The organism is Streptomyces sp. VNUA24 (assembly GCF_029167005.1).
Classification (GTDB): domain Bacteria; phylum Actinomycetota; class Actinomycetes; order Streptomycetales; family Streptomycetaceae; genus Streptomyces; species Streptomyces scabiei.
In genome coordinates this window covers 2700418-2726215 of the sequence record NZ_CP119143.1, presented here as the reverse complement: position 1 = coordinate 2726215, position 25798 = coordinate 2700418, and the positions used below count along the sequence as shown (strand labels likewise).

The 25798-nt window shown below is 71.9% G+C and carries 19 protein-coding genes; 7 read left to right on the top strand and 12 right to left on the bottom strand.

Translation table 11 applies throughout. The features are described 5' to 3' along the window. Window positions 1-69: 69 nt before the first annotated feature. Both menE and PYR72_RS11385 read left to right on the top strand, forming a co-directional pair. A complete protein-coding gene (gene menE / locus PYR72_RS11390; RefSeq protein ID WP_275455219.1) occupies window positions 70-1581 on the top strand; it encodes an o-succinylbenzoate--CoA ligase in 1512 nt (503 codons plus the stop codon). Between the two features lie 11 nt (window positions 1582-1592). After that, window positions 1593-2048, top strand: a complete 456-nt coding sequence (locus PYR72_RS11385) for a MaoC family dehydratase (RefSeq protein ID WP_275455218.1) — start codon at window positions 1593-1595, stop codon at window positions 2046-2048. Window positions 2049-2131: 83 nt separating this feature from the next. On the opposite strand, the gene PYR72_RS11380 is transcribed toward PYR72_RS11385, so the two are convergent. The 8 genes from PYR72_RS11380 to PYR72_RS11345 form a co-directional block, all read right to left on the bottom strand. After that, window positions 2132-3829: a PHP domain-containing protein gene (locus PYR72_RS11380; protein WP_275455217.1), complete on the bottom strand. Its 1698-nt coding sequence runs from the start codon at window positions 3827-3829 to the stop codon at window positions 2132-2134. A gap of 20 nt (window positions 3830-3849) precedes the next feature. After that, entirely contained in the window at window positions 3850-5682 is a 1833-nt protein-coding gene (locus tag PYR72_RS11375) for a LamG-like jellyroll fold domain-containing protein (RefSeq protein WP_275455216.1), read from the bottom strand. A 30-nt stretch (window positions 5683-5712) separates the two neighbouring features. Further along, window positions 5713-8670 (bottom strand): glycoside hydrolase family 2 TIM barrel-domain containing protein, encoded by a 2958-nt coding sequence (locus tag PYR72_RS11370; RefSeq protein ID WP_275455215.1) that lies wholly within the window; start codon window positions 8668-8670, stop codon window positions 5713-5715. After that, the gene (locus tag PYR72_RS11365; protein WP_275455214.1) at window positions 8667-9671 is read right to left on the bottom strand and encodes an alkaline phosphatase family protein; all 1005 of its coding nucleotides are present in this window, start codon (window positions 9669-9671) and stop codon (window positions 8667-8669) included. The genes PYR72_RS11370 and PYR72_RS11365 overlap by 4 nt, the downstream gene beginning before the upstream one ends. Window positions 9672-9697: 26 nt before the next feature. Beyond that, window positions 9698-10567, bottom strand: a complete 870-nt coding sequence (locus PYR72_RS11360) for a carbohydrate ABC transporter permease (RefSeq protein WP_275455213.1) — start codon at window positions 10565-10567, stop codon at window positions 9698-9700. After that, complete coding sequence (locus PYR72_RS11355) at window positions 10564-11448, bottom strand: sugar ABC transporter permease (protein ID WP_343245559.1); 885 nt, start codon at window positions 11446-11448, stop codon at window positions 10564-10566. The genes PYR72_RS11360 and PYR72_RS11355 overlap by 4 nt, the downstream gene beginning before the upstream one ends. Before the next feature lie 124 nt (window positions 11449-11572). Continuing rightward, window positions 11573-12853 carry an ABC transporter substrate-binding protein gene (locus tag PYR72_RS11350; protein WP_275455211.1) on the bottom strand — a complete coding sequence of 427 codons (1281 nt, stop codon included), beginning with the start codon at window positions 12851-12853 and terminating at the stop codon, window positions 11573-11575. Between the two features lie 57 nt (window positions 12854-12910). After that, window positions 12911-13927, bottom strand: a complete 1017-nt coding sequence (locus tag PYR72_RS11345; protein ID WP_275455210.1) for a carbohydrate kinase family protein — start codon at window positions 13925-13927, stop codon at window positions 12911-12913. Between the two features lie 150 nt (window positions 13928-14077). Here PYR72_RS11345 and PYR72_RS11340 point away from each other — a divergent pair, with 150 nt between their 5' ends. The 3 genes from PYR72_RS11340 (at window position 14078) to PYR72_RS11330 (ending at window position 19433) form a co-directional block, all read left to right on the top strand. After that, on the top strand, window positions 14078-14827 hold the full coding sequence (locus tag PYR72_RS11340) for a DeoR/GlpR family DNA-binding transcription regulator (protein ID WP_275455209.1): 750 nt from the start codon (window positions 14078-14080) through the stop codon (window positions 14825-14827). A 130-nt stretch (window positions 14828-14957) separates the two neighbouring features. Continuing rightward, window positions 14958-16298, top strand: a complete 1341-nt coding sequence (locus PYR72_RS11335; RefSeq protein ID WP_275455208.1) for a 6-phospho-beta-glucosidase — start codon at window positions 14958-14960, stop codon at window positions 16296-16298. Between the two features lie 87 nt (window positions 16299-16385). Then, window positions 16386-19433 carry a glycoside hydrolase family 38 C-terminal domain-containing protein gene (locus PYR72_RS11330; protein WP_275455207.1) on the top strand — a complete coding sequence of 1016 codons (3048 nt, stop codon included), beginning with the start codon at window positions 16386-16388 and terminating at the stop codon, window positions 19431-19433. A 285-nt stretch (window positions 19434-19718) separates the two neighbouring features. Here PYR72_RS11330 and PYR72_RS11325 read toward each other — a convergent pair whose 3' ends face one another. Then, on the bottom strand, window positions 19719-20873 hold the full coding sequence (locus PYR72_RS11325) for an ATP-grasp domain-containing protein (RefSeq protein WP_275455206.1): 1155 nt from the start codon (window positions 20871-20873) through the stop codon (window positions 19719-19721). A 290-nt stretch (window positions 20874-21163) separates the two neighbouring features. On the opposite strand from PYR72_RS11325, the gene PYR72_RS11320 reads away from it, so the two are divergent. After that, the gene (locus PYR72_RS11320; protein ID WP_275455205.1) at window positions 21164-22075 is read left to right on the top strand and encodes a metallophosphoesterase; all 912 of its coding nucleotides are present in this window, start codon (window positions 21164-21166) and stop codon (window positions 22073-22075) included. After that, a complete protein-coding gene (locus PYR72_RS11315) occupies window positions 22020-22739 on the top strand; it encodes a 4'-phosphopantetheinyl transferase superfamily protein (protein WP_275455204.1) in 720 nt (239 codons plus the stop codon). Before PYR72_RS11320 ends, PYR72_RS11315 begins: the two co-directional genes overlap by 56 nt. A gap of 79 nt (window positions 22740-22818) precedes the next feature. On the opposite strand, the gene PYR72_RS11310 is transcribed toward PYR72_RS11315, so the two are convergent. The 3 genes from PYR72_RS11310 to PYR72_RS11300 form a co-directional block, all read right to left on the bottom strand. After that, window positions 22819-23046 (bottom strand): hypothetical protein, encoded by a 228-nt coding sequence (locus PYR72_RS11310; RefSeq protein WP_275455203.1) that lies wholly within the window; start codon window positions 23044-23046, stop codon window positions 22819-22821. Window positions 23047-23173: 127 nt separating this feature from the next. Next, window positions 23174-24604 (bottom strand): FAD-dependent monooxygenase, encoded by a 1431-nt coding sequence (locus tag PYR72_RS11305; RefSeq protein ID WP_275455202.1) that lies wholly within the window; start codon window positions 24602-24604, stop codon window positions 23174-23176. Further along, a complete protein-coding gene (locus tag PYR72_RS11300; protein WP_275455201.1) occupies window positions 24588-25796 on the bottom strand; it encodes an MAB_1171c family putative transporter in 1209 nt (402 codons plus the stop codon). The genes PYR72_RS11305 and PYR72_RS11300 overlap by 17 nt, the downstream gene beginning before the upstream one ends. Between the last annotated feature and the right edge of the window lie 2 nt (window positions 25797-25798).

Genomic DNA, 25798 nt, shown 5'->3' with positions numbered 1-25798 from the left:
CGTCACGACGAAGCCATGACGAGACCGTGAGGGACACCCCCATGTGCAAGGACGGACAGGGGAACAGACATGCGCAATGAGGGACTGGGGTCGTGGCCGGCCCGCCGGGCCCGCAAGACGCCGCAGCGCACCGCGCTGATCCACGGCGACACGAGCATCACCTACGGGGAACTCCACGAGCGCACCACACGGCTCGCCCACGCCCTGCGCGCCGCCGGCGTCCGCCGCGGCGACCGGGTCGCCTACCTGGGGCCCAACCATCCCTCGTACCTGGAGACGCTGTTCGCCGCCGGCACCCTCGGCGCGGTCTTCGTCCCGCTCAACACCCGCCTCGCGGGCCCCGAGATCGCCTACCAGCTCGCGGACTCCGGGGCCAGGGCACTGGTGTACGGGCCCGCGTTCACCGGGCTCGTCGCCGGACTGCCCGGCGACGGCACCGACGTACGGACGTTTGTGGAGACCGGCGCGGAGTACGAGGCGCTGCTCGCGGGGGCCGAGACCGAGCCGATCGACCAGCCCGTCACCGCCGACGACACCTGCATCATCATGTACACCTCGGGGACCACGGGCCGCCCCAAGGGCGCGATGCTCACCCACGGCAACATCATCTGGAACGCCGTCAACGTGCTCGTCGACCAGGACGTCATCACCGACGAACGCGCCCTGGTCTCCGCCCCGTTGTTCCACACGGCCGGGCTGAACATGCTCACCCTGCCCGTCCTGCTCAAGGGCGGCACCTGCGTCCTGGTCGAGTCCTTCGTCCCGGACGCCACCTTCGACCTGATCGAACGCCACCGGATCACGTTCATGTTCGGCGTGCCCACCATGTTCGACCAGATCGCCCGGCACCCGCGCTGGGCGGAGGCCGACCTGTCCTCGCTCAGGATGCTCTCCTGCGGCGGCTCCCCGGTACCGACCCCGCTCATCGCCCGGTTCCAGCAACGCGGCCTCACCTTCCTCCAGGGCTACGGCATGACGGAGGCGGCCCCCGGCACGCTGTTCCTGGACGCCGAGCACGCCGTCAGCAAGGCCGGGTCGGCGGGCGTACCGCACTTCTTCAGCGATGTACGGGTCGTGCGCCCCGACATGACCCCCGTGGACGTCGACGAACCCGGCGAGGTCGTGGTCCGCGGACCCCATGTCATGCCCGGCTACTGGGGACTGCCCGAGGAGACGGCCGCGGTCTTCGCCGACGGCTGGTTCCGCAGCGGGGACGCGGCCCGGATCGACGAGGACGGCTATGTCTTCATCGTCGACCGCATCAAGGACATGATCATCTCCGGGGGCGAGAACATCTACCCCGCCGAGATCGAGGACCAGCTCCTCGCCCACCCCGACATCGTCGAGTGCGCGGTCATCGGCGTGCCCGACGACAAGTGGGGCGAGGTGCCGCGAGCCGTGGTCGTGCCCCGCGAGGGCTGCGACCTGGACGCCGACGAGGTCCTGGCCGCGCTCGCCGGACGGCTCGCCAAGTACAAGATCCCGAAGTCGGTGGTGATCGCGGACGAACTGCCGCGCACCGCCTCCGGAAAGCTCCTCAAGGCCCGGGTGCGCAAGCGCTACGGCACCGACCCCCAGTGAAGGAACGTCATATGAGCATCACCGTGAACGGCATCGACGAACTCAAGAAGCTCGCCGGCAGCGACCTCGGCGCCAGCGAGTGGATCGAGGTCACCCAGGAGCGCATCGACACCTTCGCCGACGCGACCGGGGACCACCAGTGGATCCACGTCGACCCCGAGAAGGCGGCCGAGGGCCCCTTCGGCGCGCCGATCGCCCACGGCTACCTCACCCTGTCGCTGTTCATCCCCCTGTTCACCGAGCTGCTCGATGTCGAGGGCGTGTCGACCAAGGTCAACTACGGCCTGAACAAGGTGCGTTTCCCCTCGCCGGTGAAGGTCGGCTCGAAGATCCGGCTGGTCGGCAGGCTGGCCTCCGTCGAGGACGTGCCGGGCGGCGTGCAGATCACGGTCGACGGCACGATCGAGATCGAGGGCGCGCCGAAGCCGGCGGCCGTGCTCCAGAGCCTGTCCCGGTTCTACGCGTAGGGGTGCGGGTGGGGAGCCGCAGGACCGTCGGACCGGGTCCCGCGGCTCCCCACGCACCTGTCAGACCCTTCAGGCCCTGATGCTCAACGGATGTCCACGAACACCGGGTTGGAGTAGAACCAGGTGTCCTCCCACGGGTCGCCGTCGCCCGGCTCGTGCGGGATCGGGCCGTGCGGGTCCACGGCGGCGCCCAGGTACCCGGCGCCGTTCCGCTTGCCGTCGCTGCCGCGCAGCCGGACGTAGAAGGACTCGTCGCCGGCCGTGACCGGGATACGAAGGGTGTACGTGCCCTTGCGGCCGCTCACGTCCTTCGTGTGCACCACCCTCGTGTCCGGGGCCTTCCAGGAGTCCCGGTCGCCCACCGGACCGCGCACCGCGCCCCGGACGACGTCCACGTGGGCCAACCGCGGCAGGATTCCCCGCGCGTTGGGGCGGGACGCGGTCGTCACCGTCACCTCCAGGGTGAGCTTCTCGCCCTTGCGGACCCGCAGCCGGCCGCCCAGGGTGACGCCCCGGCCGGGGCTGCGGTCGCGCTTCAGGCGGACGTCGAGGCCGTCGAGCAGATGGCCGTGGTCGACCCAGACGCGGCCCGCGCGCAGGCCCCGCGTCACCGCGCTGTAGCCGTAGCGGGTGACGCCCACATGGGTGCGGCTGAACTGGCCGGGCCAGAAGTCGCTGCCGGGCTGCGGGGTGTCCGTGTCCACCGGGTCGGGCAGTCTGCCGGTGTTGTCGAAGTTCCGTCCGGCCGGCCAGTCGCCGTTCTTCCAGGTGTCGAAGACGATCCGGTGGGCGTCCGAGTTGGTGGTGACCGAGAACAGCCTGCCCTCGGCCAGCATGGCGTCCCACAGGCCGCCCACCGTCGCCGTCGCCCAGTCGAAACCGCCGTAGGTGAGGAACGCCTGCGCCGGGTACCCGGGCCAGGACTGGGCCGACGGCTTGTTCTCGTACTCGCCCCGGATCGAGGTGGCTCCCCGCCAGCCGGGGATCGCCGCGCCCTGGGCGCCGGGGGCGCCCTCCATGCCGATCATGATCTCGGGGGCCGCGTCCCGCCAGTTGCGCAGCTCGTGCGGGGAGTCGATGCCCAGACGCAGCGGGTGGTTGGCGAGGACCAGCACATCGTCGACGTAGCCCGAACGCCGTTGCTCGGCCAGCCACTTGATCGCCTCGACCGCGTGCGCCTCGTTGCGGGCGGTGTCCGCGCCGCCCGCGGAACCGTCGGTGTAGTTCAGCAGCTTGCCGTCGTAGGCCCGCTCGAAGGCGGTGAGGAGGTCGACCTCGTGCCGCCCGGGGGTCGTGAAGACCGTGCAGTGCTCGGCGGCCGGGATGTACCACTCCAGCCCCTGGAAGATCAGCTGCCGCGGGTTCTCGGCGCGGGCCCGGAGGATCTCCTGGTGCTCCAGCGCGGCACCGAAGTCGGCGTGCCCGAAGTTGGAGTGCTCGGTGAACACCATCCAGTCGAGGCCGTACTTGGCGCCCGCGGCGGCCAGTTGGGAGAACGTGTACTTGGCGTCGTGGCTGTAGACGCTGTGGATGTGGTGGTCGCCGACGAGGTAGGCGAGGCGCGGGTCCTCCCCGCCGTAGGGCTGAGGGCTCGCCGCGGCCGCTGTCGGCAGGGAGCCCGCGGCGCCCATGGCGAAGGCGGCGCCGAACAGGCCCGCGCCGCGCAGCAGCCCCCGGCGCGACACCCCCTGGGCGTCGAGGTCGGCGGGGGAGACGGACGGGTCGGCCCAGGCGGGCAGTTGCTGCTCGTGTGTGCCGGACAGGCCGGACGGGTCGGACATGATCGGGGTCCCTTCGCGTCTCAGTGGTTCATGAACGACTTGACGGGCAGGGCCCGTTCGACGATGCGGACGTCACCGAGCCGGCCGTGCAGGATCTGGTCGATCCGCCCGGCGTACTCGTAGCCGCCGAGGATCCACGGCAGTCCCACCGAGGCCAGTCCGACGGCGGACGCCTTCGGGTTGCGCACGACCGGGCAGCCCTCGACGTAGAGCGTGGTGTGCTTCCCGTCGTTGACGACGGCGAGGTGCCACCACGTCTCCAGCGGGGTTTCCTGCCCCCAGTTGGTCGCGATGCCCTGCTGGTTGAGCGGGCGCACCGCCCACTGCGGCTCCCGGTCGTTCGACAGCGACAGCGTGGCCAGCGGCTCGTCGGGGTCGTCGGCGGTCTTGCCCGCCGCTCCTCCGGTGCCGGTCCGGCCGAGGATGCCGGCCCAGGCGTGGCGCGAGGGGTCCCAGTCGGCGGGCAGCCGGTAGAACGCCTCGACGGTGTAACCGTCCCTGAAGGTCAGGGAGTTCAGCGGAGCCCCGTCCACCGTCCGCAGATACGCGCCCTTCAGCGGGGGCTTGCCGCCGTCGAACTCCAGGCTGCCGTGACCGGGCTGGTCGGGGTGGTGGTCGGCGGACCAGGTGAGCGTGCCGCCGCCGACGGAGACGAGGGTGAGGTCGTTTCCGCGTCCGGAGCGGTCCGGGACGGTGCCGCCGACCGTCCCGCCGTCCTGCCGGCCGTCGAACCGCCAGTAGGCGACCGTTCCCGGTATCAGCATCCTCGCCACCGGCCGCGACGCCCGCGGGGGCACCGGCGCGAAACCGGCGAACCGCTTCTCGAAGTCGATCTCCACCGTGAACCGGTCGGCGTCGCCGGAGAGTTCGCTCTCCTGCCGCTCCAGCTCGTTGAGCCCCTCGGCGGCCCGGCCCAGGATCCACGGGGAGACCGTCTCCACGTCGATGGTGTTCCGGTCGAGGTCGAAACGGTAGAGGCGGATCATCGCCGCGCCGCCGAAGTACCGGTTCTGGTAGTTCGTCAGATGCAGATGGACATCGTTGTCAGCGGTGTTCCTCCGCGTCGCGCGCGCCGCCGGCCAGTAGTGCCCGTTGAGCGTGAGGAAGATCTGGTCGTGGTCCTTGACCAGCCGGTCCCACAGTGTCTGCCCGTACGGGGAGAGGGAGTCGTCGCCGTCGACCAGTTCGTGCGTGGTGAGGACGACCGGCGTCCTCGGGTGCCGGGCCAGGACGTCCGCCGCCCAGGTGAACCCCTTCGCCGACAGCCGCCAGTCCAGGGCGAGTACCATCCACTGCCGGCCGCCCGCCTCGAACAGATGGAAGGTGTTGTAGCCGTCCGGCGAGGCGCCGCCGAAGGTGGGCCGCCCCTGGAAGCGGTCCGGCCCGAACGCGTCGAGGTAGGGGGTGGGACCCCGCTGGTCGTCGGTGGAGGAGCGCACGTCGTGGTTGCCGGCGAGGACGCTGTAGCCGACGCCCTTGCGGTCCAGCAGCCGCAGCGCCCGGCCGATCGCCGCGGTCTCCTCGGCGGTGCCGTTCTGGGTGAGGTCGCCGAGGTGGGACAGGAACACGATGTTCTCCTCCTCACCGTGCTCCAGGAGGTACTTCAGGGACGCCTCGACGGGCTCCCGGTCGATGCTCGGTCCGTCGAAGAGGTACTGGGTGTCGGGCATGACGGCGAGCGTGAAGCGGCGGCTCGCGGGGTCGGGCTTCGGGCGCCGCGGCGCCGCCTGGGCCGTGGCCGTGGGCAGGGCGACGGTCGCCGCCGCGCCCAGCAGGGCCGTGGCGCGCAGGAAGTTGCGTCTGCCCGAGTGGGCGCAGGCGGACTCCTGCCCCGGTTCGTGCGAGGTGCACACAGTGGCTCCGTAAGGGGTTCGTGGGTGGGGTCAGAGCGCCCGCAGCGTCCAGGACCAGCGGTGGACGCCCGCGGGGACGAGGTGGGCGGGCGAGGTGTCGGGCCCGCAGGAGGCCGTGCCGAGGCCCCGGTGCGCCGCGTCGATGTGGACCACGCAGCCCGGCCTGGGGGTCAGTTCGTCGTGGTGCGCGGCGGCCGTCAGGTCCTGTGCGCGGTGGCGGGTGACCGAGACCTGCCGGGGTCCGTCCAGCCGTACCGCCAGGGCGTGTCCGCCGCCGGACAGGGTGAAGTGCCGAACGCCGTGCCGGCCCCCGCTCTCCTGGGGCCGCAGATAGGGGGTGAACAGCGCGTCCACGGGGGCCGCGTGGTGGCCGACGGGCGCCCCGGCCGCCCGGTCCGGGTAGCTCTCCCAGGGGCCCTGCCCGTACCAGGCGAGCTGGTCGAAACCGTCCACGGTCTCGAACACCGTGCCCACGCGGGCCACGTCCGTCAGCTCCTCGGGCAGCACCGCCGTCTCCTCGACGAGGACCCGGCCGTCCACCAGGGCCGTGCACGCCTGCTCGTGCTCGACGACCCCGGCGCCCGTCGCCCACCGGGACCTCACCCGCACGGTCGAGCCCGCGCGTTCCACGGCGACCAGTTCGCGCTCGGCGCGGTCCAGCCCCAGGGCCCGCCAGCGCTCCGCCATGCCGCCGAGGACGTCGTTGTCGGTCGGGGCCCGCCACAGGCTCAGGACGGGCGAGGAGGCGAGCAGCGGGTGCAGCAGCAGCCCGGCCTCGTCCGTCTCCGGCGGCGGGACGCGCCCGGCGTCCTCCTCGGCGCCCACCACCGGCTCGCCCTCCTCCGCCGGGTACCAGCGGACCTGCGGGCAGCACACCTCGGTGCCGCGCGCCGCCCAAGGCTCGTCGGCGGCCGTCGTCACCCGCAGCGTCAGCCAGATCTCGCCGGCGCCGCCCGCCGGCTCGGGCCGGTCGATCACGGCCGAGCCCCCGGGCGGTACGTCGGGCAGCCGGGCCGGCAGGGTCCAGGTGCCGCCGTCGGCCGCCGCGCACTCCCACTCGGCGGCCAGCCACGACAGGTCGCGGAAGTGCTGGCGGTTGTGCACCCGCAGCACCCGCCAGGTGCCCTCACCCTCCACGGACAGCCGCACGGGGGCGGCGATCTCCCGGTGCTCGAACATCACCGGCTTGGGCGTGCGGTCGGGGAAGACCACCCCGTCGGCGATGAAGGCGCCGTCGTGGACCGTCTCGCCGAAGTCACCGCCGTAGGCCCAGCGCAGACCCGGTCCGGCGACCCCGTTCTCGTACAGCCCGGCACCCCCACGCCCGGCCGGTCGTCCGTCGTTCACACGCTGGAGGATGCCGTGGTCCCAGAACTCCCAGATGAACCCGCCCTGAAGACCCGGTGTGGCCTCGATGGCCGCCCATGTCTCGGCCAGCGTGCCGTTGCTGTTGCCCATGGCGTGCGAGTACTCGCACTGGATCAGCGGCCTGGTCTGCTCGCCCGACAGCGCGTGCGCCACACAGTCCTCGATGGGCGCGTACATCGGGCAGGCGATGTCGGAGGCGTCGTCCGTCGCCGCCCAGTCCAGCTTGGCCGCTCCCTCGTACTGCACCGGCCGCGTCGGATCGTGCCGCCGCACCCAGCCCGCCGCCGCGTCGTGGTTGGCGCCGTAGTCGGACTCGTTGCCCAGCGACCAGATGATCACCGAGGGGTGGTTCTTGTCCCGCAGGACCATGCGCGAGACCCGGTCCGTGAAGGCGCCCAGATAGCGTGGGTCGTCGGCGATCTCGTGGGCGTGGTCGTGGGACTCGATGTCCGCCTCGTCCACCACGTAGAAGCCGAGTTCGTCCGTGAGGTCGTACAGGGCCGGGTCGCCCGGGGAGTGCGAGGTGCGGATCGCGTTGAAGCCGAACCGCTTCAGCGTCACCAGGTCCGCGCGCATGTCCTCCCGCGACACCGTCCGCCCCGTCAGCGGGTGGAAGTCGTGCCGGTTGACGCCCCGGAGGTAGACGCGCTCGCCGTTGACCAGCAGGTCACGGCCGCTGATCTCGACGTCGCGGAAGCCGACCCGGTGGCGGGAGGTGTCGGCGACCGTGCCGTCCGCGCGGTGCAGCCGGACCGTGAGGCCGTACAGCTCGGGGGTCTCAGCGGTCCAGGTCCGCACCCCGGGGACCACCGTGCCCATACGCGCCTCGCCGAGGAAGTCGGAGACCCGCTCGTCCTCGGCGTTGAGCCGGTCGAACTCGCGGTCCTGGGCCAGCTCGACGCCGTCCAGGTCCCCGCTGACGTACCACCCGGCGGGCAGCGCGCCCGTCCCGGTCCCGGCCGCCGCGCGCACCCGGCAGTCCACCCGCAGCTCCCCGTCGGCGTGGGCCCGCACGCTCACGTCCGCGAGGTGGAGCGGATCGGTGGCGTACAGCAGGACCGGGCGGGTGATCCCGCCGAGCCACCACTGGTCCTGGTCCTCGATGTGCGAGGCGTCGGACCACTTCACCACCGTGAGCCGTACGGTGGCCCGCTCCCCGGGCCGGACCAGCGCGGACAGGTCGAACTCGGCGGCCAGCCGGGAGTCCTTGGACAGTCCGGCCGGCCGGCCGTCGACATGGACGAGCAGCACGCTCTCGGCCGCCCCGACCTGCAGGACGATCCGGCGTCCGGCCCAGTCGGCGGGGACCGTGACCTCCCGCTCGTACACCCCGGTCGGGTTCCCGGGCGGCGAGTCCGGCGGGAACTCGGGCCACGGCATCCGGACGTTGGTGTACTGCGGCGGGTCCTCCAGCTCCTGGAGCGCCCAGGAGCCGGGGAGTTCGGCCCGGGACCAGGCGGGACCGGGCTCCCGGTCGGGGGACGGCAGCAGCTGGAACCGCCACCCGCCGTCGAGCGACAGGGCCCCCTCCCGCCGGTCCACGGCGTTCATGGGCAGCCGCGCCCAGGAGGTCACCTCGGGTGCTTCCCAGGGGCGCAGGGCGAAGAGTGCGTCGGTCATGACCGTTCCGAAGGAGAGGAGGACGAGGGGGAGGGAGCGGAGGGGGCCGGCGGCCGGGGCAGGGCGCGGCCCGGCAGGCCCCAGGCGGGGTCGAGGGGGATGCCGAGCCGGTCCAGGACGGTGGGGGCGATGTCGATCAGGCGGGGTGAGTCGAGGCGGGTGCCGGCGGGCGTTCCGGGCTCGGAGAGGACGACGAAGACCTCCCGCTCGGCGCGGGTGGCGCCGCCGTGGCCGCCGGGGTCGAGATGTCCGTGGTCGGTGGTGACCAGGACCGTCCAGCGCTCGTCCGCGCGCCCGGGATCCGCGCGCCGGGCGGCCACGGCGTCCAGCAGCCGCCCGAGGTGGGCGTCCTGGGCGAGCAGGGCCCGGTCGTAGGCGGGGCCGAGCGGGCCCGCGGCATGACCGGCCTCGTCGGTGGCGCCGAAGTACACGAACAGCGCGTCCGGATCGTCCTCGGTGAGCCGGCGCACGGCGGTGTCGGCGACCAGGCGGTCCGCCTCCGCGTAACCGTCGCGCTCGCCGTCGTACGCCACCCGCCGGCCGATCGCGGGGCCCAGGGTGCCGCGGTGCACCAGTTCCGGCCAGGACACCACGGCCGCCGTCCGCAGTCCGGGCCGCGCGCCGGCGGCGCGGCTGAGGAAGTCGGGGTGACGGGCGTAGTCGGCGCCGGCGAAGTCGTTGCCCGTCACCCCGTGCCGGTCGGGCCACACCCCGGTCAGCACGCTCGACCAGCCGGGACCGGAGTCGGTGTAGGCCATGCTGGTGGACGGCCCGCCCTCGGCCTGTCCGTCGGCCTCGCCGTAGGGCAGCAGGCTGCTGCCGTGGGCGCCCGCGGCCGCGAGGGCGTGCAGCACGGGCGCCGTGGACGGCGGGCGGTACGGGCCCGGGGGTCCGCCGTCCGGCGGCCGGGAGAGGGGCAGCCGGTCGAGGCGCAGCCCGTCCATCCCCACCACGAGCACCTTGCCGCGCCCCGGCCGCCCGGAGCCGTCGGCGTCCGCCATCTCGTCCCCTTCTCGGAATAAGCGGGTCAGCTGCCCTGGACGGCGCCCTCGGTGGCGCCCGCGATGAACCCGCGCGCGAAGATCGCGAAGACGGCGACCAGCGGGAGGGAGGCCATCAGGACACCGGCCATGACCATGCTGTAGTCGGTGTTGTGGCCGACGTTGAGCTGGGCCAGCTCCACCTGCAGCGTGACGTGCTGGGGGTCGGTGAGCACGATCAGGGGCCAGACGTAGTCGTTCCAGGCGCCGACGAAGGCGTAGATGGCGAGGAAGGACATCGCGGGTCTGATCATGGGCAGGGCGACGTTCCAGTACTGCCGGAAGAAGCCGGCGCCGTCGATGCGTGCCGCGTCGAGCAGTTCGTCGGGCACCCCGGTCTCGATGTACTGGCGCAGCCAGAAGATGCCGAAGGCGTTGGAGAGGGCGGGCCAGACCAGCGCCTTGAGCATGCCGACCCAGCCGATCTCGGACATCAGGATGAACTGCGGCAGGACGGCCAGCTGCAGCGGCAGCATCATGAACACCAGCAGCAGTCCGAAGAGCATCCTGCGCCCGGGGAACTCGAACTTGGCGAAGGCGAAGGCCGCCAGGGAGTCCACGAACAGCACCAGGACCGTGGTGACGGTCGCGACGACGATCGTGTTGAGCATCGACCCGAAGAAGTCGACCGTGTCGAGCACGCCCCGGACGTTCTCCAGCAGATGCGAGCCGAAGGTCAGCTTCGGCGGGCTCTTGTAGATGTCCTTGGTGGTGTTGGTGGCCATCACGATCGTCCACACGAACGGGAAGACCGACACCAGGACGGCGACGCCGAGGAAGAGATGCGCGGACAGGCCCCTGGGGCGGCGCGACCGCTTCGCGGCCGGGACCGGCCGTGGCGTGGCGGCTGTGGTCATGACTTCCTTCCTCGTTGCACGATCCGCCAGTTGACGACGACGAGCACGATGATCAGTACGAAGAAGGCCCACACGATGGCCGCGCCGTAGCCGTAGTCGTTGTCCAGGAAGGCCGACTGGTAGAAGTACAGCAGCGTGGTCAGGCCCGCCTGGCCCGGTCCGCCGAGGTTCTGGTTGGCGGCGTTGCTGGCGAAGAGGACCTGGGGTTCGCTGAAGCTCTGCAGGCCGTTGATGGTCGAGATGACGACGGTGAACAGGATGATCGGCCGCAGGATCGGGATGGTGATCTGGAAGAACGTGCGGATCGGCCCGGCGCCGTCCATCCGGGCGGCCTCGTAGACGGACTGCGGGATGGCCTGGAGGCCGGCCAGGTAGATGATCATGTTGTAGCCGGTCCACATCCAGGTCATCAGCAGCGCGATGACCACCTTGATCAGCCACGGATCGCTCAGCCACGGCACCGGCGAGATGCCGACCGTGCCCAGGATCGCGTTGACCAGACCGAAGTCGTTGCTGAAGACCGCGCCGAAGAAGATCGCCACGGCGACGATCGACGTCACGTTCGGCACGTACAGGGCGATGCGGTAGAAGCCCTTGAAGCGGCGCACCGAGTGCAGCAGCGTCGCCAGCACCAGCGCGCCGAAGAGGGTGGGCACGGTGGAGAGCACCCAGATCGCCAGCGTGTTGCGGATCGACAGCCAGAAGACCGGGTCGTTCCAGAGGAACTCGAACTGCTGCAGGCCCACGAACCGCTTGGTGCCGAGGCCGTCGTAGCGCTGGAAGGACAGGTACAGCGAGTAGAAGACGGGGACGAAGGAGAACGCGAGGAAGATCAGATAGAAGGGCGAGATCGCCAGGTACTGCCGCCAGTACGACAGCACCCCGCGGCGGGTGGGCCGCGGGGCGCCCGCGGGCGGGGTGCGCCGCGGGCGGAAGCGGGCCGGGCCCGGCCCGCCACGGTGCTTCGGCACCGTGGCGGAGCCGGTGACCGGAGGTGACGTCACCTCAGTTCACCCCCTGTCGCCTGGCGATCTGCTTGGCCTGGGAGACCGCGTCCTTCCAGGCGTCCTCGGGCTTCTTGCCCTTGGCCTCGATGCTGGTCAGCTCGGCCATGAAGGGAGCCATGACCGCCGAGTCGGCGGGCGCCTCGTAGCTGACGGGGATGGCCTCGGCGGCCGGGCCGAAGACCTCGATGATCTTCTGACCGCCGAAGAAGGCGTCGGGGCCCGTCATGGCCGGCATCGTGTACGTGGCCGGGGAGGCGGGGAAGATCGCGGCGTCGGTGAAGCTCTTGGCGTTGTTGTCCGGGCTGAGGATCCAGCTGATGATCTTGAACGCCTCTTCGGGGTTGCGGCACTGCTTGGGCAGGGTCAGATAGGAGCCGCCCTGGTTGGCCGGACCGCCCGGGGTCGCGGTGACCCGCCACTTGCCCTTGGTGTTCGGGGCCGCCGACTCGATGTCCAACGCGTGCCAGGCCGCGCCGACCTCGGTGGTCAGGGTCTTGCCGACGGCCGCGTTCCAGCTCTGGTCGTTGATCTTGGCGTCGAGGCCGAGCGTGTAGGCGCGTATCGCGTGGTCCCACGCGGCGCGGATGTGGTCCTGGTCGCCGATGAAGTGGTTGTCCTTGTCGATGAACCGCTTCGTGCCCTGGCCGACCGCGATGCTGAAGACCGAGCCCATGTTGTTGAGCAGGAAGGTGCCGGGCAGCGCCTTCTTCAGCTCGGTGCCGAGCGCGAAGTAGTCGTCCCAGGTCTTGGCCTCGGCCGCCACCTTGGCGGGGTCGCTGGGCAGCCCCGCCTTCTCGAACTGGTCGGCGCGGTAGAAGAGCGCGGTGGGGCCGATGTCGATCGGGAACCCGATCTGCTTGCCGTCCTCGGTCTGGGCGAGCTTGGTCTTCCACTCCAGGTACTGCGAGGAGATCTTCTTGAAGCCCAGGTCGTTCAGGTCGAGGAAGCGGTCGGCGTTGGGCAGGAAGGAGGCGATGTCCTCGCCCTTGATGCCGGTGATGTCCGGCACGGAGGAGCCGCCGGCGGCGAGGGTGGTGGTGAGCTTCTGCTTGAAGTCGCCGCCGATGGAGGAACTGGTCAGCTTGATCCGGCTCTTGAAGTGCGTCCTGGCCTCGGCGACCACCTTGTCGCTGAGGGCTCCGCCCCAGTACCACATGGTGAGGCTCTTGCCGTTCTTGGTGCCGCCGGATTCCGAGCCGCCGCCGCAGGCGACGGTCAGGCCGGAGGCGGCCGCGGTGAACACGGCGGCCTGGAGGAAGCCTCTACGAGAAAGGTCCACGGGTCACTCCTGTTTGTTCCTGTTCGTGGTACTTCAGGGCTTTGGTGCGTGGGGTCTTCAGGGGCGAGCGGGCGGGGTGACCGGGGCGAAGCGCACCGGTGGGCCGACGTCCGCCGGGATGCGGTCCGCGAGGAACCCGTAGGTCTTCCTCAGCGCGGGATCGGTCAGCGAGCGCCACCAGCGGTCGACGCCGTACCAGCCGGGCGCCGCCAGACCTCCGCCGTGGTGGCCGACGGACAGCCCGGCGGACAGGACCGCGAACCGCAGCCGCTCCGCCAGGGGCCAGCCGCCGAGGCAGGCGGCGACGAAGCTCGCCCCGAAGACGTCACCGGCGCCCGTCGCGTCGAGCACGTCGACGTCCAGGGCCGGGACCTCCGCGTACTCGCCGGTCGTCTGGTCCACCGCGATCGCGCCCTCGCCGCCGCGGGTGACCACGGCCACCGGCACCAGTTCGCTCAGCGTGCCGAGCGCGGCGACCGCGCTGTCGGTGCGGGTGTACGCCATCGCCTCGGTCTCGTTGGGGAGGAAGGCGTGGCAGAGGGCGAGTTGGTCGAGCAGGTCGCGCGACCACCGCTGGGTGGGGTCCCAGCCGACGTCCGCGTAGATGTGCGTGCCGTTCGCGGCGGCCTTGGCGAGCCACTCGCGCGGCTCGGCCTCGATGTGCACCAGGGCCGTGCGCGACTCGGGCGGGTCGCCCATCAGCACGTCCTGCGAGTACGGGGGTTCCTGGCCGTGGGTGACCAGGGCCCGATCGTGACCGTGCGCCAGGGAGACGGTGACGGGGGTGTGCCAGCCGTCGGCGGTGCGCGAGAGGGAGAGGTCGACGTTCTCCTGGCCGGCGAGGACGTCACGGCAGTACGCGCCGTAGTAGTCGTCGCCGAAGACCGTGGCCAGGGAGGTCCGCAGGCCGAAACGGGCCGCGGCCACCGCCAGGTTGGCGATGCCGCCGGGACCGCAGCCCATGCCGTCGGTCCAGATCTCCTCGCCGGGGGTGGGCGGCTTGCCCAGCCCCGTGAGCACGAGGTCGTAGAAGAGCAGCCCGGTCAGCAGCACATCGGGCCGGTCGTCGTCCACGCGTGCACCCTCTCGTCGAGACGTTCGAAGATCACTCTTCAAAAGTCTTCAATTTCGGTGCACAGATCGTGCGCGCCTCCGAGAGGTTTGGTAAGAGTCGAGCAGAAGTGAGCATGGAAATGATTGGGAATGACGAGTACTGTTCAGCGCGTGCTGGCAGAGCGTAGACACCAACTCATCCTGCGGGCCCTGCGATCAGGGGGCCCGGCGGCCGTCACCGACTTGTCCGAACAGCTCGGTGTGAGCCCCGCCACCATCCGCCGTGACCTCGTCCGGCTGGAGGAGGAGGGGCTGCTCACCCGCGTGCACGGCGGCGCGGTCGTGGACGAGGGCGACCAGCCCTTCGCCGAGGTCGCCGAGGTACGGGTGGCCGAGAAGGACGCGATAGCGGCGAAGGCCGCCTCGATGGTCCGCGACGGCCAGTCCGTGCTCCTCGACATCGGGACCACCGCCTACCGCCTGGCCCGGCAGCTGCACGGCCGCCGCCTCACCGTCATCACCAGCAACCTGGTGGTCTACGAGGAGCTGGCCGACGACGAGGGCATCGAACTGGTCCTGCTCGGTGGCATGGTCCGCCGCGAGTACCGTTCCCTCGTCGGCTTCCTCACCGAGGACAACCTCCGTCAGCTGCACGCCGACTGGCTGTTCCTCGGCACGAGCGGAGTGCGCCCCGGCGGCCAGGTGATGGACACGACCGTGGTCGAGGTCCCGGTGAAACGCGCGATGATCAGGGCCGGTGACAAGGTCGTCCTGCTCGCCGACTCCGCGAAGTTCCCCGGCACGGGGATGGCGCGGGTCTGCGGCCCCGGGGAACTCGACGTGCTCGTGACCAACGGGTCGCTCGACCCGGGCACACGGTCGTCGTTCGAGGACGCGGGGGTCGAGGTGGTCACCGTATGACCGCGGGAACGGCCTCCGGGCGGCGACGGCTGACACGTGTCGGACGCGCCGGGATCACCGGGCACACGGACCGCGTGCGGGCCGGCGGGACGGCACGCTCACAAGCACGATCGGCAAAGGTGGTAGTTGCGTGAAGCTGACGATTCTGGGCGGCGGAGGATTCCGGGTGCCGCTCGTGTACGGGGCGCTCCTCGGGGACCGCGCCGAGGGCCGGGTCACCCGTGTCGTCCTGCACGATCTGGACGCCGAGCGGCTCTCCGCCGTCACCCGCGTCCTCGCCGAGCAGGCCGCCGGCGTCCCCGACGCCCCCGAGGTGCACGCCACCACCGACCTCGACGAGGCCCTGCGCGGCGCCGACTTCGTGTTCTCCGCGATCCGCGTCGGCGGTCTGGAGGGCCGCGCGCACGACGAGGCGGTGGCCCTGGCCGAGGGCGTCCTCGGCCAGGAGACCGTCGGCGCCGGCGGCGTCGCCTACGGCCTGCGCACGGTCCCGGTCGCCGTGGACATCGCCCGGCGGGTGGCCCGGCTCGCCCCCGACGCCTGGGTCATCAACTTCACCAACCCCGCGGGCCTGGTCACCGAGGCGATGTCCCGCCACCTCGGCGACCGCGTGATCGGCATCTGCGACTCGCCCGTGGGCCTCGGCCGACGCATCGCCCGCGTCCTCGGGGCGGCGAACCCGGCCGAGGCGTGGATCGACTACGTCGGCCTCAACCACCTCGGCTGGGTGCGCGGCCTGCACATCGCCGGCCGCGACGAACTCCCGCGCCTGCTCGCCGACCGCGACCTCCTCGGCTCCTTCGAGGAGGGCAAGCTGTTCGGCGTCGACTGGCTCCAGTCCCTCGGCGCCATCCCCAACGAGTATCTGCACTACTACTACTTCAACCGCGAGGCCGTCCGCGCCTACCAGGCGGTCGAGAAGACCCGCGGCGCCTTCCTCAAGGACCAGCAGGCCCACTTCTACGAGGAGATGCGCCGCCCCGACGCGCACGCGCTCAGGACCTGGGACCGGACCCGCGCCGAGCGCGAGGCCACCTACATGGCGGAGAACCGGGAGACGGCCGGCGCCGGCGAACGCGACGCCGACGACCTCTCCGGCGGGTACGAGAAGGTCGCCCTCGCCCTGATGCGGGCCATCGCCCGCGACGAGCGCACCACCCTCATCCTCAACGTCCGCAACAAGGGCACGCTGACCGCGCTCGACACCGAGGCCGTCATCGAGGTGCCCTGCCTGGTCGACGCCAACGGCGCGCACCCGGTCGCGGTGTCCCCGCTGCCCGGCCACGCCACCGGCCTGGTCTGCGCGGTCAAGGCCGTCGAGCGCGAGGTGCTGGCCGCCGCCGAGTCGCGCTCCCGTACGACGGCGGTGAAGGCGTTCGCCCTGCACCCGCTCGTCGACTCGGTGAACGTCGCACGCCGCCTGGTCGACGGCTACACGGCGGTGCACCCTGGCCTGGACTACCTGAAGTAGGCTCCTGCCCGGAAAGCGCTTACTGTCCCCGTCCGCCTTACTCGGCTCTCCCCGCTCACCGCTCCGCCCGCTGCCTGAGGACCTCATATGCATGACGAACGCCACCGGATCGAGGAACGCGTCGAGCGCGTCCACACCCAGCGCATCAAGCCCGCGATCTACGCGGCCTCCGTGCCCTTCGAGGTCGAGGCCTGGCAGGCCCCGGGCGAGCCCGTCCCCTTCGAGGAGGCCGCCGCCGCCTCCTACGCCCCGTTCGCCATGGACACCCCGTGGGGTCCGCCGTGGGGCACGACCTGGTTCCGCATGCGCGGACAGGTCCCCGCCGAGTGGGCGGGCCGCCGGGTCGAGGCGGTCATCGACCTCGGCTTCGTCGGCGACTGGCCCGGCAACCAGGCCGAGGCCCTGGTCCACCTTGTCGACGGCACCCCGCTGAAGGCGGTCAACCCCCTCAACCAGTACGTCCCCATCGGCAACCCCGTACGCGGCGGCGAGACGATCGACTACCTGGTCGAGGCCGCCTCCAACCCCGACATCCTCGCCGACAACTTCTCCAAGCCGACCCCCCTCGGCGACGTCCTCACCGCCGGCGACAAGCCCCTCTACACCTTCCGGCGCGCCGACATCGCCATCCTCGACGAGGAGGTCTTCCACCTCGACCTGGACCTCCAGGTGCTGCGCGGGCTGATGGTCCACCTCGGCGAGCACGAGCCCCGCCGCCACGAGATCCTGCACACCCTGGACCGGGCCATGGACGCCGTCGACCTCGACGACATCGCCGGCAGCGCGACCGCCGTCCGCGAGATCCTCGCCCCGGCCCTCGCCAAGCCCGCCCACGCCAGCGCCCACACCATCTCCGGCGTCGGCCACGCCCACATCGACTCCGCGTGGCTGTGGCCCATCCGCGAGACCAAGCGCAAGACCTCCCGCACCTTCTCCAACGTCACCGCGCTCGCCGACGAGTACGAGGACTTCATCTTCGCCTGCTCCCAGGCCGTCCAGTACGAGTGGGTGCGCGACAACTACCCGCAGGTGTGGGAGCGGATCAAGAAGGCCGTCGACAAGGGCCAGTGGGTGCCGGTCGGCGGCATGTGGGTCGAGTCCGACGGCAACCTGCCCGGCGGCGAGGCCATCGCCCGCCAGCTCGTCCACGGCAAGCGGTTCTTCATCGAGCACTTCGGCATCGAGACCAAGGGCGTCTGGCTGCCGGACTCCTTCGGCTACAACGCCTCCTACCCGCAGCTCGCCAAGCTCGCCGGCAACGACTGGTTCCTCACGCAGAAGATCTCCTGGAACCAGACCAACCGCTTCCCCCACCACACCTTCTGGTGGGAGGGCATCGACGGCACCCGCATCTTCACCCACTTCCCGCCGGTCGACACCTACAACGCCCGCTTCAGCGGCGAGGAGATGGACCGCGCGGTCCGCAACTACGCGGAGAAGGGCGCCGGTACGCGCTCGCTGGCGCCGTTCGGCTGGGGCGACGGCGGCGGCGGACCCACCCGCGAGATCATGGAGCGCGCCCGCCGCCTGGCGGATCTGGAGGGCTCACCGAAGGTCGTCGTCGAACACCCCGACGAGTTCTTCGCCAAGGCCCGCGCCGAGTACGAGGACGCCCCCGTCTGGAACGGCGAGCTGTACCTCGAACTCCACCGCGCCACCTACACCTCCCAGGCCCGCACCAAGCAGGGCAACCGCCACAGCGAGCACAAGCTGCGCGAGGCGGAGCTGTGGGCGACCACGGCCGCGCTCAACGCGCCCGGCTACACCTACCCGTACGAGAAGCTCGACCGCCTCTGGAAGACGGTCCTGCTCCACCAGTTCCACGACATCCTGCCCGGCTCCTCGATCGCCTGGGTCCACCGCGAGGCGGAGGCCGAGTACGCGAGGGTCGCGAAGGAGCTGGAGGTGCTGACGGCCGAGGCCGTCGCGGCGCTCGGCGCGGGAGACACCCGCGTCTTCAACACCAGCCCCCGCGACCGCGCCGAGGTGGTCCGTACGCCGGCGGGCGCGCCGGCCTATGTGACGGTCCCCGCGAACGGCAGCGCGCCCCTGGCCGCCGCCGAACCCCCGCACCCCGTCACCGTCTCCGGCCGGGTCCTCGACAACGGGCTGGTCCGCGTCGAGATCGCCGAGGACGGCACCCTCGCCTCGGTCCGCGACCTGGTCGCCGACCGCGAGGTCCTGGGCGACAAGGGCAACCTGCTCCGTCTGCACACCGACCTCCCGAACTACTGGGACGCCTGGGACGTCGACAAGCACTACCGCAACCGCTTCACGGACCTGCTGGACCCCGCGTCCGTCACCGTGGTCGAGGAGGACCCGCTGCTCGGCGCGGTCCGCGTGGAGCACGCGTTCGGCAAGGGCTCCCGCATCAGCCAGACGATCACCCTGCGCGCCGGCAGCCGCCGGATCGACTTCGAGACGGACATCGACTGGCACGAGGCCGAGAAGTTCCTCAAGGCCGGCTTCCCGATCGACGTCCGCGCGGCCCACTCCTCCGCCGAGATCCAGTTCGGCCACATCCAGCGTCCCACCCACACCAACACCACCTGGGAGGCCGCCCGCTTCGAGGTCTCCGGTCACCGCTGGGTGCACGTGGGCGAGCCGGGCTACGGCGTGGCGGTGATCAACGACTCCACCTACGGCCACGACGTGACCCGCACGGTCCGCGAGGACGGCGGAACGACCACCACGGTCCGCCTCAGCCTGGTGCGCGCCCCGCGCATCCCGGACCCCGAGGCCGACCAGGGCAAGCACCGCCTCGTCTACTCCCTGCTCCCCGGCGCGACCATCGAGGACGCGGTCGCCGAGGGCTACGCCCTCAACCTGCCGCTGCGCGTCGCCGACGCGGCGGGTGCGCCCGCGCCGGTCGTCTCCGTCGAGGGCGACGGGGTGACCGTCGAGGCGGTCAAGCTCGCGGACGACGCCTCCGGCGATGTCGTGGTCCGGATCTACGAGTCGAGCGGCGGCCGGGCCCGGGGGGTCCTGCGCACCGGCTTCCCGCTCGCCGGGGCCCAGATCACCGACCTGCTGGAACGTCCGCTGTCCGAGGCGGCCACGGAGGGGGACGGTGTTCCGGTGACGCTGCGGCCGTTCGAGGTGCAGACGCTGCGGCTGGTGGTGGGGGAGCGGTGACTGTTCTTTCCGGCGGGTGCTGAGCGGGGCCGCGGCGGATATGTCGTCCGCCGCGGCCGTGTTCGCCGAGTGTAGGGGGTCCTTGAGGCAGGAGGGCGGGTGCGGGTGCGTGGGGGCTTCTCGCGCAGTTCCCCGCGCCCCTAAAAGCCCAGGCCCTGCGGGCCTGAAAAGCAACGGCCCTGCGGGCCTGAAAAGCTCGGGGCGCAGCCCCGGCTTTTCAGGGGCGCGGGGAACTGCGCGACCAGCCCCCACGCACCCGCACCCGAGCACGCGCCCCCCGGGTCCTCAGACCGCCAGCGGCCGGTCCGCGGACGGCTTGCAGGCGACCGGTGTGCCCACCGCGAGCGCCCGCGCCTCCACGGACTCCGGCTCGGGCACCACCACGGCGACCGGCGTCTCGACCTGGTGCGGCAGCACGACGGGCCGCACCGGCCGCGTCCCCGACACCACCGTGTAGTCCTGCCCCAACCGCGTCGGCACCACGTCCCCGGTCTCCTCGCCGAGCGCCAACCGCACAGCGGCCCACGGGGCGTTGATCCCGCACAGCGCGAGCTGGTGCAGCCCGCCGGCCGGGCGTGTGTTGACGTCCATCAGCACCGGCTCGTCGCCGAACATCCGGAACTGGATGTTGGTGAGGTGGTGCAGCCCGAACCCTTCCGCGATCCGCCGGGCCGGCTCGATCCACGCGGGGTTCTGGCTGAAGCCGCGCCGCCGCCCGTTCTTCGTGCGGCCCACGGCCATCCGGACCCGCCCGTCGGTACCGGTGAGGCAGTCCACGGACACCTCCGGCTGCTCCAGACGCGGCATCACCAGCCAGTCCACGGGTTCCTCGGCCGCCCGCAGCGCCTCGACGACCAGATCGAGCTGGACATGAGGGCTCGGGAATCCGCTGAGGTGGGAGAGCGAGAAGGGGGCGCGAGAGACGACACGGAAGCCGACCCCGCCGGCGCCGGCCGCCGGCTTGAAGCAGGCCCGGTGCCCGGCCTCCTCCAACTCGTCGACGGCGGCGACGAGTTCGTCGGCGTCCGTCACCCGGAACCACGGCGGCACCGGAACCCCGTGCGCCTGGACCGCCTCGTACGCGGTCACCTTGTCCTCGAACAGCTCGATGGCCTCGGCCGTCGGCGCCAGCAGGGCCGTACCGACGGCCGCGAACTCCTCGCGGTGCGCGGCCAGCGCCGCCTGGTGCAGCCGGGGCACGAACACGTCGATGCCGCGCTTGGCGCACTGGTCGAGCGCGTACTCGACGTACGCGGCGGGGGAGAGGCCCTCGGGCTCCAGGTCGGCGGTGTCCGCGGCGGCCAGCACGGGGGAGTCGGCGTCACCGTGGGTGGCATGGATGTCCACCGGACGAGCGTGCGGATTATGCCGCAGCTGATCCATGAAGAAGACGTTCTCCGCGTACGTGCGGTTGAGCCAGACGCGTACGCGAGAGACCATGCAGGCCGCCTTTCCAGGGTTCGCGGGCACGGCGGAGCAGGCCGTGCCCGGCCAGGGGGGATGGAGGTACGCCGAACCGCCGTACGCGAAAGAGAGGGCGTGGCGGTGGTGTAGGAGGGATCATACGGCCACCGGGACCCAGGTTTACGTCACGCGCGTGTTAATCCTTGCGCGGCGGGGCGGCCGGGGCCCCGGCGTGGCGCGGGCCGCGCGGTGCGGCAGGCCGGTCTTGTCGACCGGTGCGCCCATGTGATCTCGTGTCGATGTGCGGTGTTCGGAAGGGAGCACGGGTGGACTCGAAGGTCGGCCGTCACGGGAATCTGCTGGCCATCAGCGATCTGCACATCGGCTATCCCGAGAATCGCGCCCTGGTCGAGCGGATGCGCCCCGAGACCGACGACGACTGGCTCCTGGTGGCCGGTGACGTCTCCGAGAGCGTCGCCGACATCCGATGGGCCCTGGAGACCCTCGCCGGCCGCTTCGCCAAGGTCGTCTGGGCGCCGGGCAACCACGAACTGTGGACCCACCCCACCGAGACCGTCCCGTACCGGGGCGTCGAGCGGTACGAGCACCTGGTCGCCCTCTGCCGGGACCTGGGCGTCCTCACCCCGGAGGACCCCTATCCCCTCTGGGAGGGCCCCGACGGCCCGGTGGTGGTCGCCCCGCTCTTCCTGCTGTACGACTACTCGTTCCTGCCCAAGGGCTGCACGACGAAGGAAGAGGGCCTGGCGTACGCGCACGGCACCGGCATCGTCTGCACGGACGAGCACGTGCTGCACCCCGACCCGTACCCGAGCCGCGAGGACTGGTGCCGCGCCCGGGTCGCCGAGACCGAACGCAGGCTCGCCGAACTGCCGCCCGGCCTGCCGACGGTGCTGGTCAACCACTACCCGCTGGACCGGCACCCCATGGACGTCCTGACCTACCCCGAGTTCGCCATGTGGTGCGGCACCGAACTGACCGCCGACTGGCACCGCCGCTTCCGCGTAGAGGTCATGGTCTACGGCCATCTGCACATCCCGCGGACCACCTGGCTGGACGGGGTCCGCTTCGAAGAGGTGTCCGTGGGTTACCCCCGCGAGTGGCGGCCGCGTCCGGGACCGCCGGGCAGGCTGCGCCGCATTCTGCCGATGGAGGTCGAAGCCGGTGATCGAGGAACTGCTCCCGGGAGCGGTCGTGGCCGTGGAGGCGTACGGCCCTGACGAGGGCGCGGCCGTCGAGGGCTTCGAGCTGTATCCCGAGGAGGAGGCGGTCGTGGCGCGGGCGGTGGCCAAGCGGCGCCGCGAGTTCACGGTCGTCCGCGCCTGTGCCCGGCGGGCCATGGAGAAGCTGGGCGTGCCGCCGCGGGCGCTCGTGCCCGGAGAACGGGGCGCCCCCGTCTGGCCGGAGGGGCTGACCGGCAGCATGACCCACTGCGAGGGGTACGCGGCCGCCGCCCTGGTCCGCCTCGGCGACCTCGCCTCCCTCGGCATCGACGCCGAACCCCACGGCCCCCTGCCCGAGGGGGTCCTGGCGGCGATCGCGCTCCCCGCCGAGGAGACCCGGCTGGCCCGGCTGGGCGCCGACGACCCCACGGTCCACTGGGACCGGCTCCTGTTCAGCGCCAAGGAGTCCGTCTACAAGGCGTGGTTCCCGCTCACCGGGCGGTGGCTGGACTTCTCGGAGGCCGACATCGACGTCCGCGTCGAACCCGGCGGCCGCTCCGGCACCCTGCGCGCCCGGCTCCTCGTGCCCGGACCGGTGGTGGACGGCCGGCGGGTCGACGCCTTCGACGGGCGCTGGACGGTCCGCCGGGGGCTGGTCGCGACCGCGGTGCCGGTCCCCCGGTCCGGCCACGGCCGGACCGGACCGCCGACCGCTGTCTGATGGGCCATCACCGCCGGCGCGTCCGGCAGAGGGTGACGGCCCATCGGCTCCCCGGCGGGACCGTCACCGCCCGGCACGCTCAGATCTCCGGGCACCAGCCCCGCAACAGCCGGAAGAACTGCTCCTCGTTGCCCGAGAGGCCCGCCGCCGACAGCGCCTGCTCCGCCTCGGCGAGCACGGCGGGCGGCACCACGGGTGGTCGGCGTGACTCCCCGGACCCGTCGAACGCTGCTCGTACGGTCCCCAGCAGCCGCAGATAGGCCTGTACGGCGGCGCGCTCGCGGTCGGTCAGTACGGCGGTCTGCATCGAACGGCTCTCCCCTGGTCGGATCGGCGAAAACTCCGTGCCCGCCCCGGCACACGGGCGGCACACTCCCAGCTTGCCGTCCACCACTGACAATCCCGTTCTCCCGCGCGCTGAAGTCGCCCTGTGGCTAGAGCCCCGCCGCCCCCAGCACCGTCTCCCGCTCATGCTCCGTCAGCGGCGGTCCCGTCAGCGGGGATCTGACCGGACCTCGCAGTACCGCCAGCACGACCTCCGGCCTGACCAGGGCGCCGATCGGTGCGCTGAGGGTGACCACACCGAGATACGCCTTGCACACCAGGGGCCGGCCCAACGCCGTCCGCATCAGCCGCTCCACATAGCGGCCGAAGAGCCTCTGCACCGCGTTCGGCTGCTTTCCGATGGCCTCCGGGTAGCGGATGTCCGCCCCCGTGGCCAGGTTCCAGGCCAGCGACACCGGAACCGCCACCGCCTTCTGGACCCGGCGCGCGAGTCCCGGCGCCGCCAGCCCCTGCGCGGCGACCCGCTCGCGCAGCGCCAGGGCGCTCTGGGCGGCGACGGACATGCCGTGGCCGTATATCGGGTTGTACGTGGCGACCGAGTCGCCGACCGCCACGAACCCGTCGGGCCAGCCGGACACCTTCTCGAAGAAACGCCGCCGGTTGATCGTGCTGCGGGTGACCACGACGTCCGTCAGCGGCTCGGCGCGGGCGATCAGCTCGCCGACGACCGGGTCCCTGACGTCGTCGCGGGCGAACGCCTCGAACTCCTCCGCCGCGGCGCTCGGTTGCCCGCCCCGGGTGCCCGACAGCGTCACCAGCCAGCGCCCGTCCTCGATGGGCACGAGGGTCGCGCTGCGCCCCGGCACCGGCTGCGACGCGTCCGGCTGCACATTGACCACCGGGTACTCCTCGGTGCCCGCCGGCGCCCGGAAGATCCGGCTGGCGTACACGAGTCCGGAGTCGACCTCGTCCATCGGCGCCGGCGCGACCCCCAGCGCGTCGAGCCAGGCGGAACCCCGCGAACCGCGTCCGGCGGCGTCCACCACCAGGTCGGCGGCGAGCACCCGCGCCTCACCGTCGGCGGAACGGACCCGCACCCCCGTCACCCGGGAGGCGTCGCCCTCCAGGCCCAGGATCTCGGTGCGGTCGAGCACGGTGACCCGGGGCCCGGCGAGAAGACGGGCGCGGACGACCGACTCCAGCAGATCCCGGCTGCACGCGATCATGAACTCCATCTCGGGCCAGCGCCGCACCCAGCCCTGGGGCGAGAGGGAGACCAGCCCGGTCGGCAGCGGGATGCGCCGGGCACCGGCCGCGAGCCAGGCGTCCGTGACCCCGGGCAGCAGCTCCTCCATGGCGCGGGCCCCGCCGGACCACAGCAGATGGGCGTGCCGGGCCTGGGGCACGCCCCGGCGGGGCCCCGGCTCCTCGGGCAGCACGTCCCGTTCGATCACGGTGACGTCGGCGTGGTCGCGCAGCGCGGCGGCGGCCAGCAGGCCGGCCAGGCCCGCGCCGACGACGACGGCACTCCGGGAGGTCGTGACCGCGGTGTCACGCGGGCCGCTAACGGGTTCGCTCATGGAAGTCGCTCTCTGACCTGGTCGCGGCGGCCCGTTCACGGGCGGCCGCTACGACGGGTGACTGACGCAGGGCGATGGACATCCGCACGAGGTCACGGGGGTTCTCCGTGGGCGGGGCGGTGGATGCGGAGGCGGCGGAGCTGATGACCCGGCCCTCCGGATCGTGCTCCCTGGCCCGCACGGCCGCCGTCACCATCGCCGCGTCGGCCTCCGCCCGCGCCTGGGCGGGATCGGAACCGGCCGCGACGGCTGCGTCGTAGGCCTTGGCGCGGACCTGGGCGTCGAAGTACGGGTACAGGCTGAGCATGCCGTCGTGGATGTCGGACTCCCGCTGGGTCATCTGGAGCCGGGCGGGCGCCCACCAGGAGATCCGCACCTCGTGGCTCGCCTGGGCCCAGACCGGGCGCAGCTCCCGCCACAGCGGCCCGAGCCGACGGTACATCGACCAGATGGTCCAGGAGTCGCCCAGCCGCTCCCCGGCCAGCGGCAGACAGAAACCGACCGCGCAGACCTGCGCGCCCACGGACGACAGCACGGGGGCGACGTACGTGCTCAGGTAGTCCAGGTCGCCGCCCTGCCAGCGGGCCACCACGGCGATCAGCTTGACCGCCGCGAACGGGACGTTGAGCAGGAAGCCGAACGCGATGATCAGCAGCCCGGCGCGCAGCCAGCCCCGCACCTGCAGCGCCCAGCGCCAGCACATGACGTTCATCGCGACACCCGCGACGCTGAACCCGGCCAGGTACAGCACGATCATCTCGCGCAGGAACGGCGTGGTGGCGTAGTACGTGTCGAAGTCCCGCACCCGCTCCACGGGCGCCTCGCCGAGCAGGAACAGCAGCACGATCGCCGCGCAGACCGCGCCGTAGCCGGCGATCCAGCGGTGCGAGAGCCGGCGGGTCGTCTCGGGCGGGCCGCCCCGCCAGTTGGTGATCAGCACCAGACAGGAGCCGCTGAACGCGCTCAGCAGGAAGTAGACGACGGGTGCCGAGATGTTGGCGACGCCCGTGACGTGGTTGAGCTCGCTGATCGTCGGCGGCGCGGCGAAACAGAAGACCAGGGCGGCCAGCGTCATCAGCGCGCACACGGACCTGATCAGGGGGTCGCCCCAGTTCCGCAGCAGCGCGGGCGTCTTCGAGGCCAGGGCGATCGTCATCGCGGCGGCCGGAAGGTAGTAGCTGGACCCGTCCATGT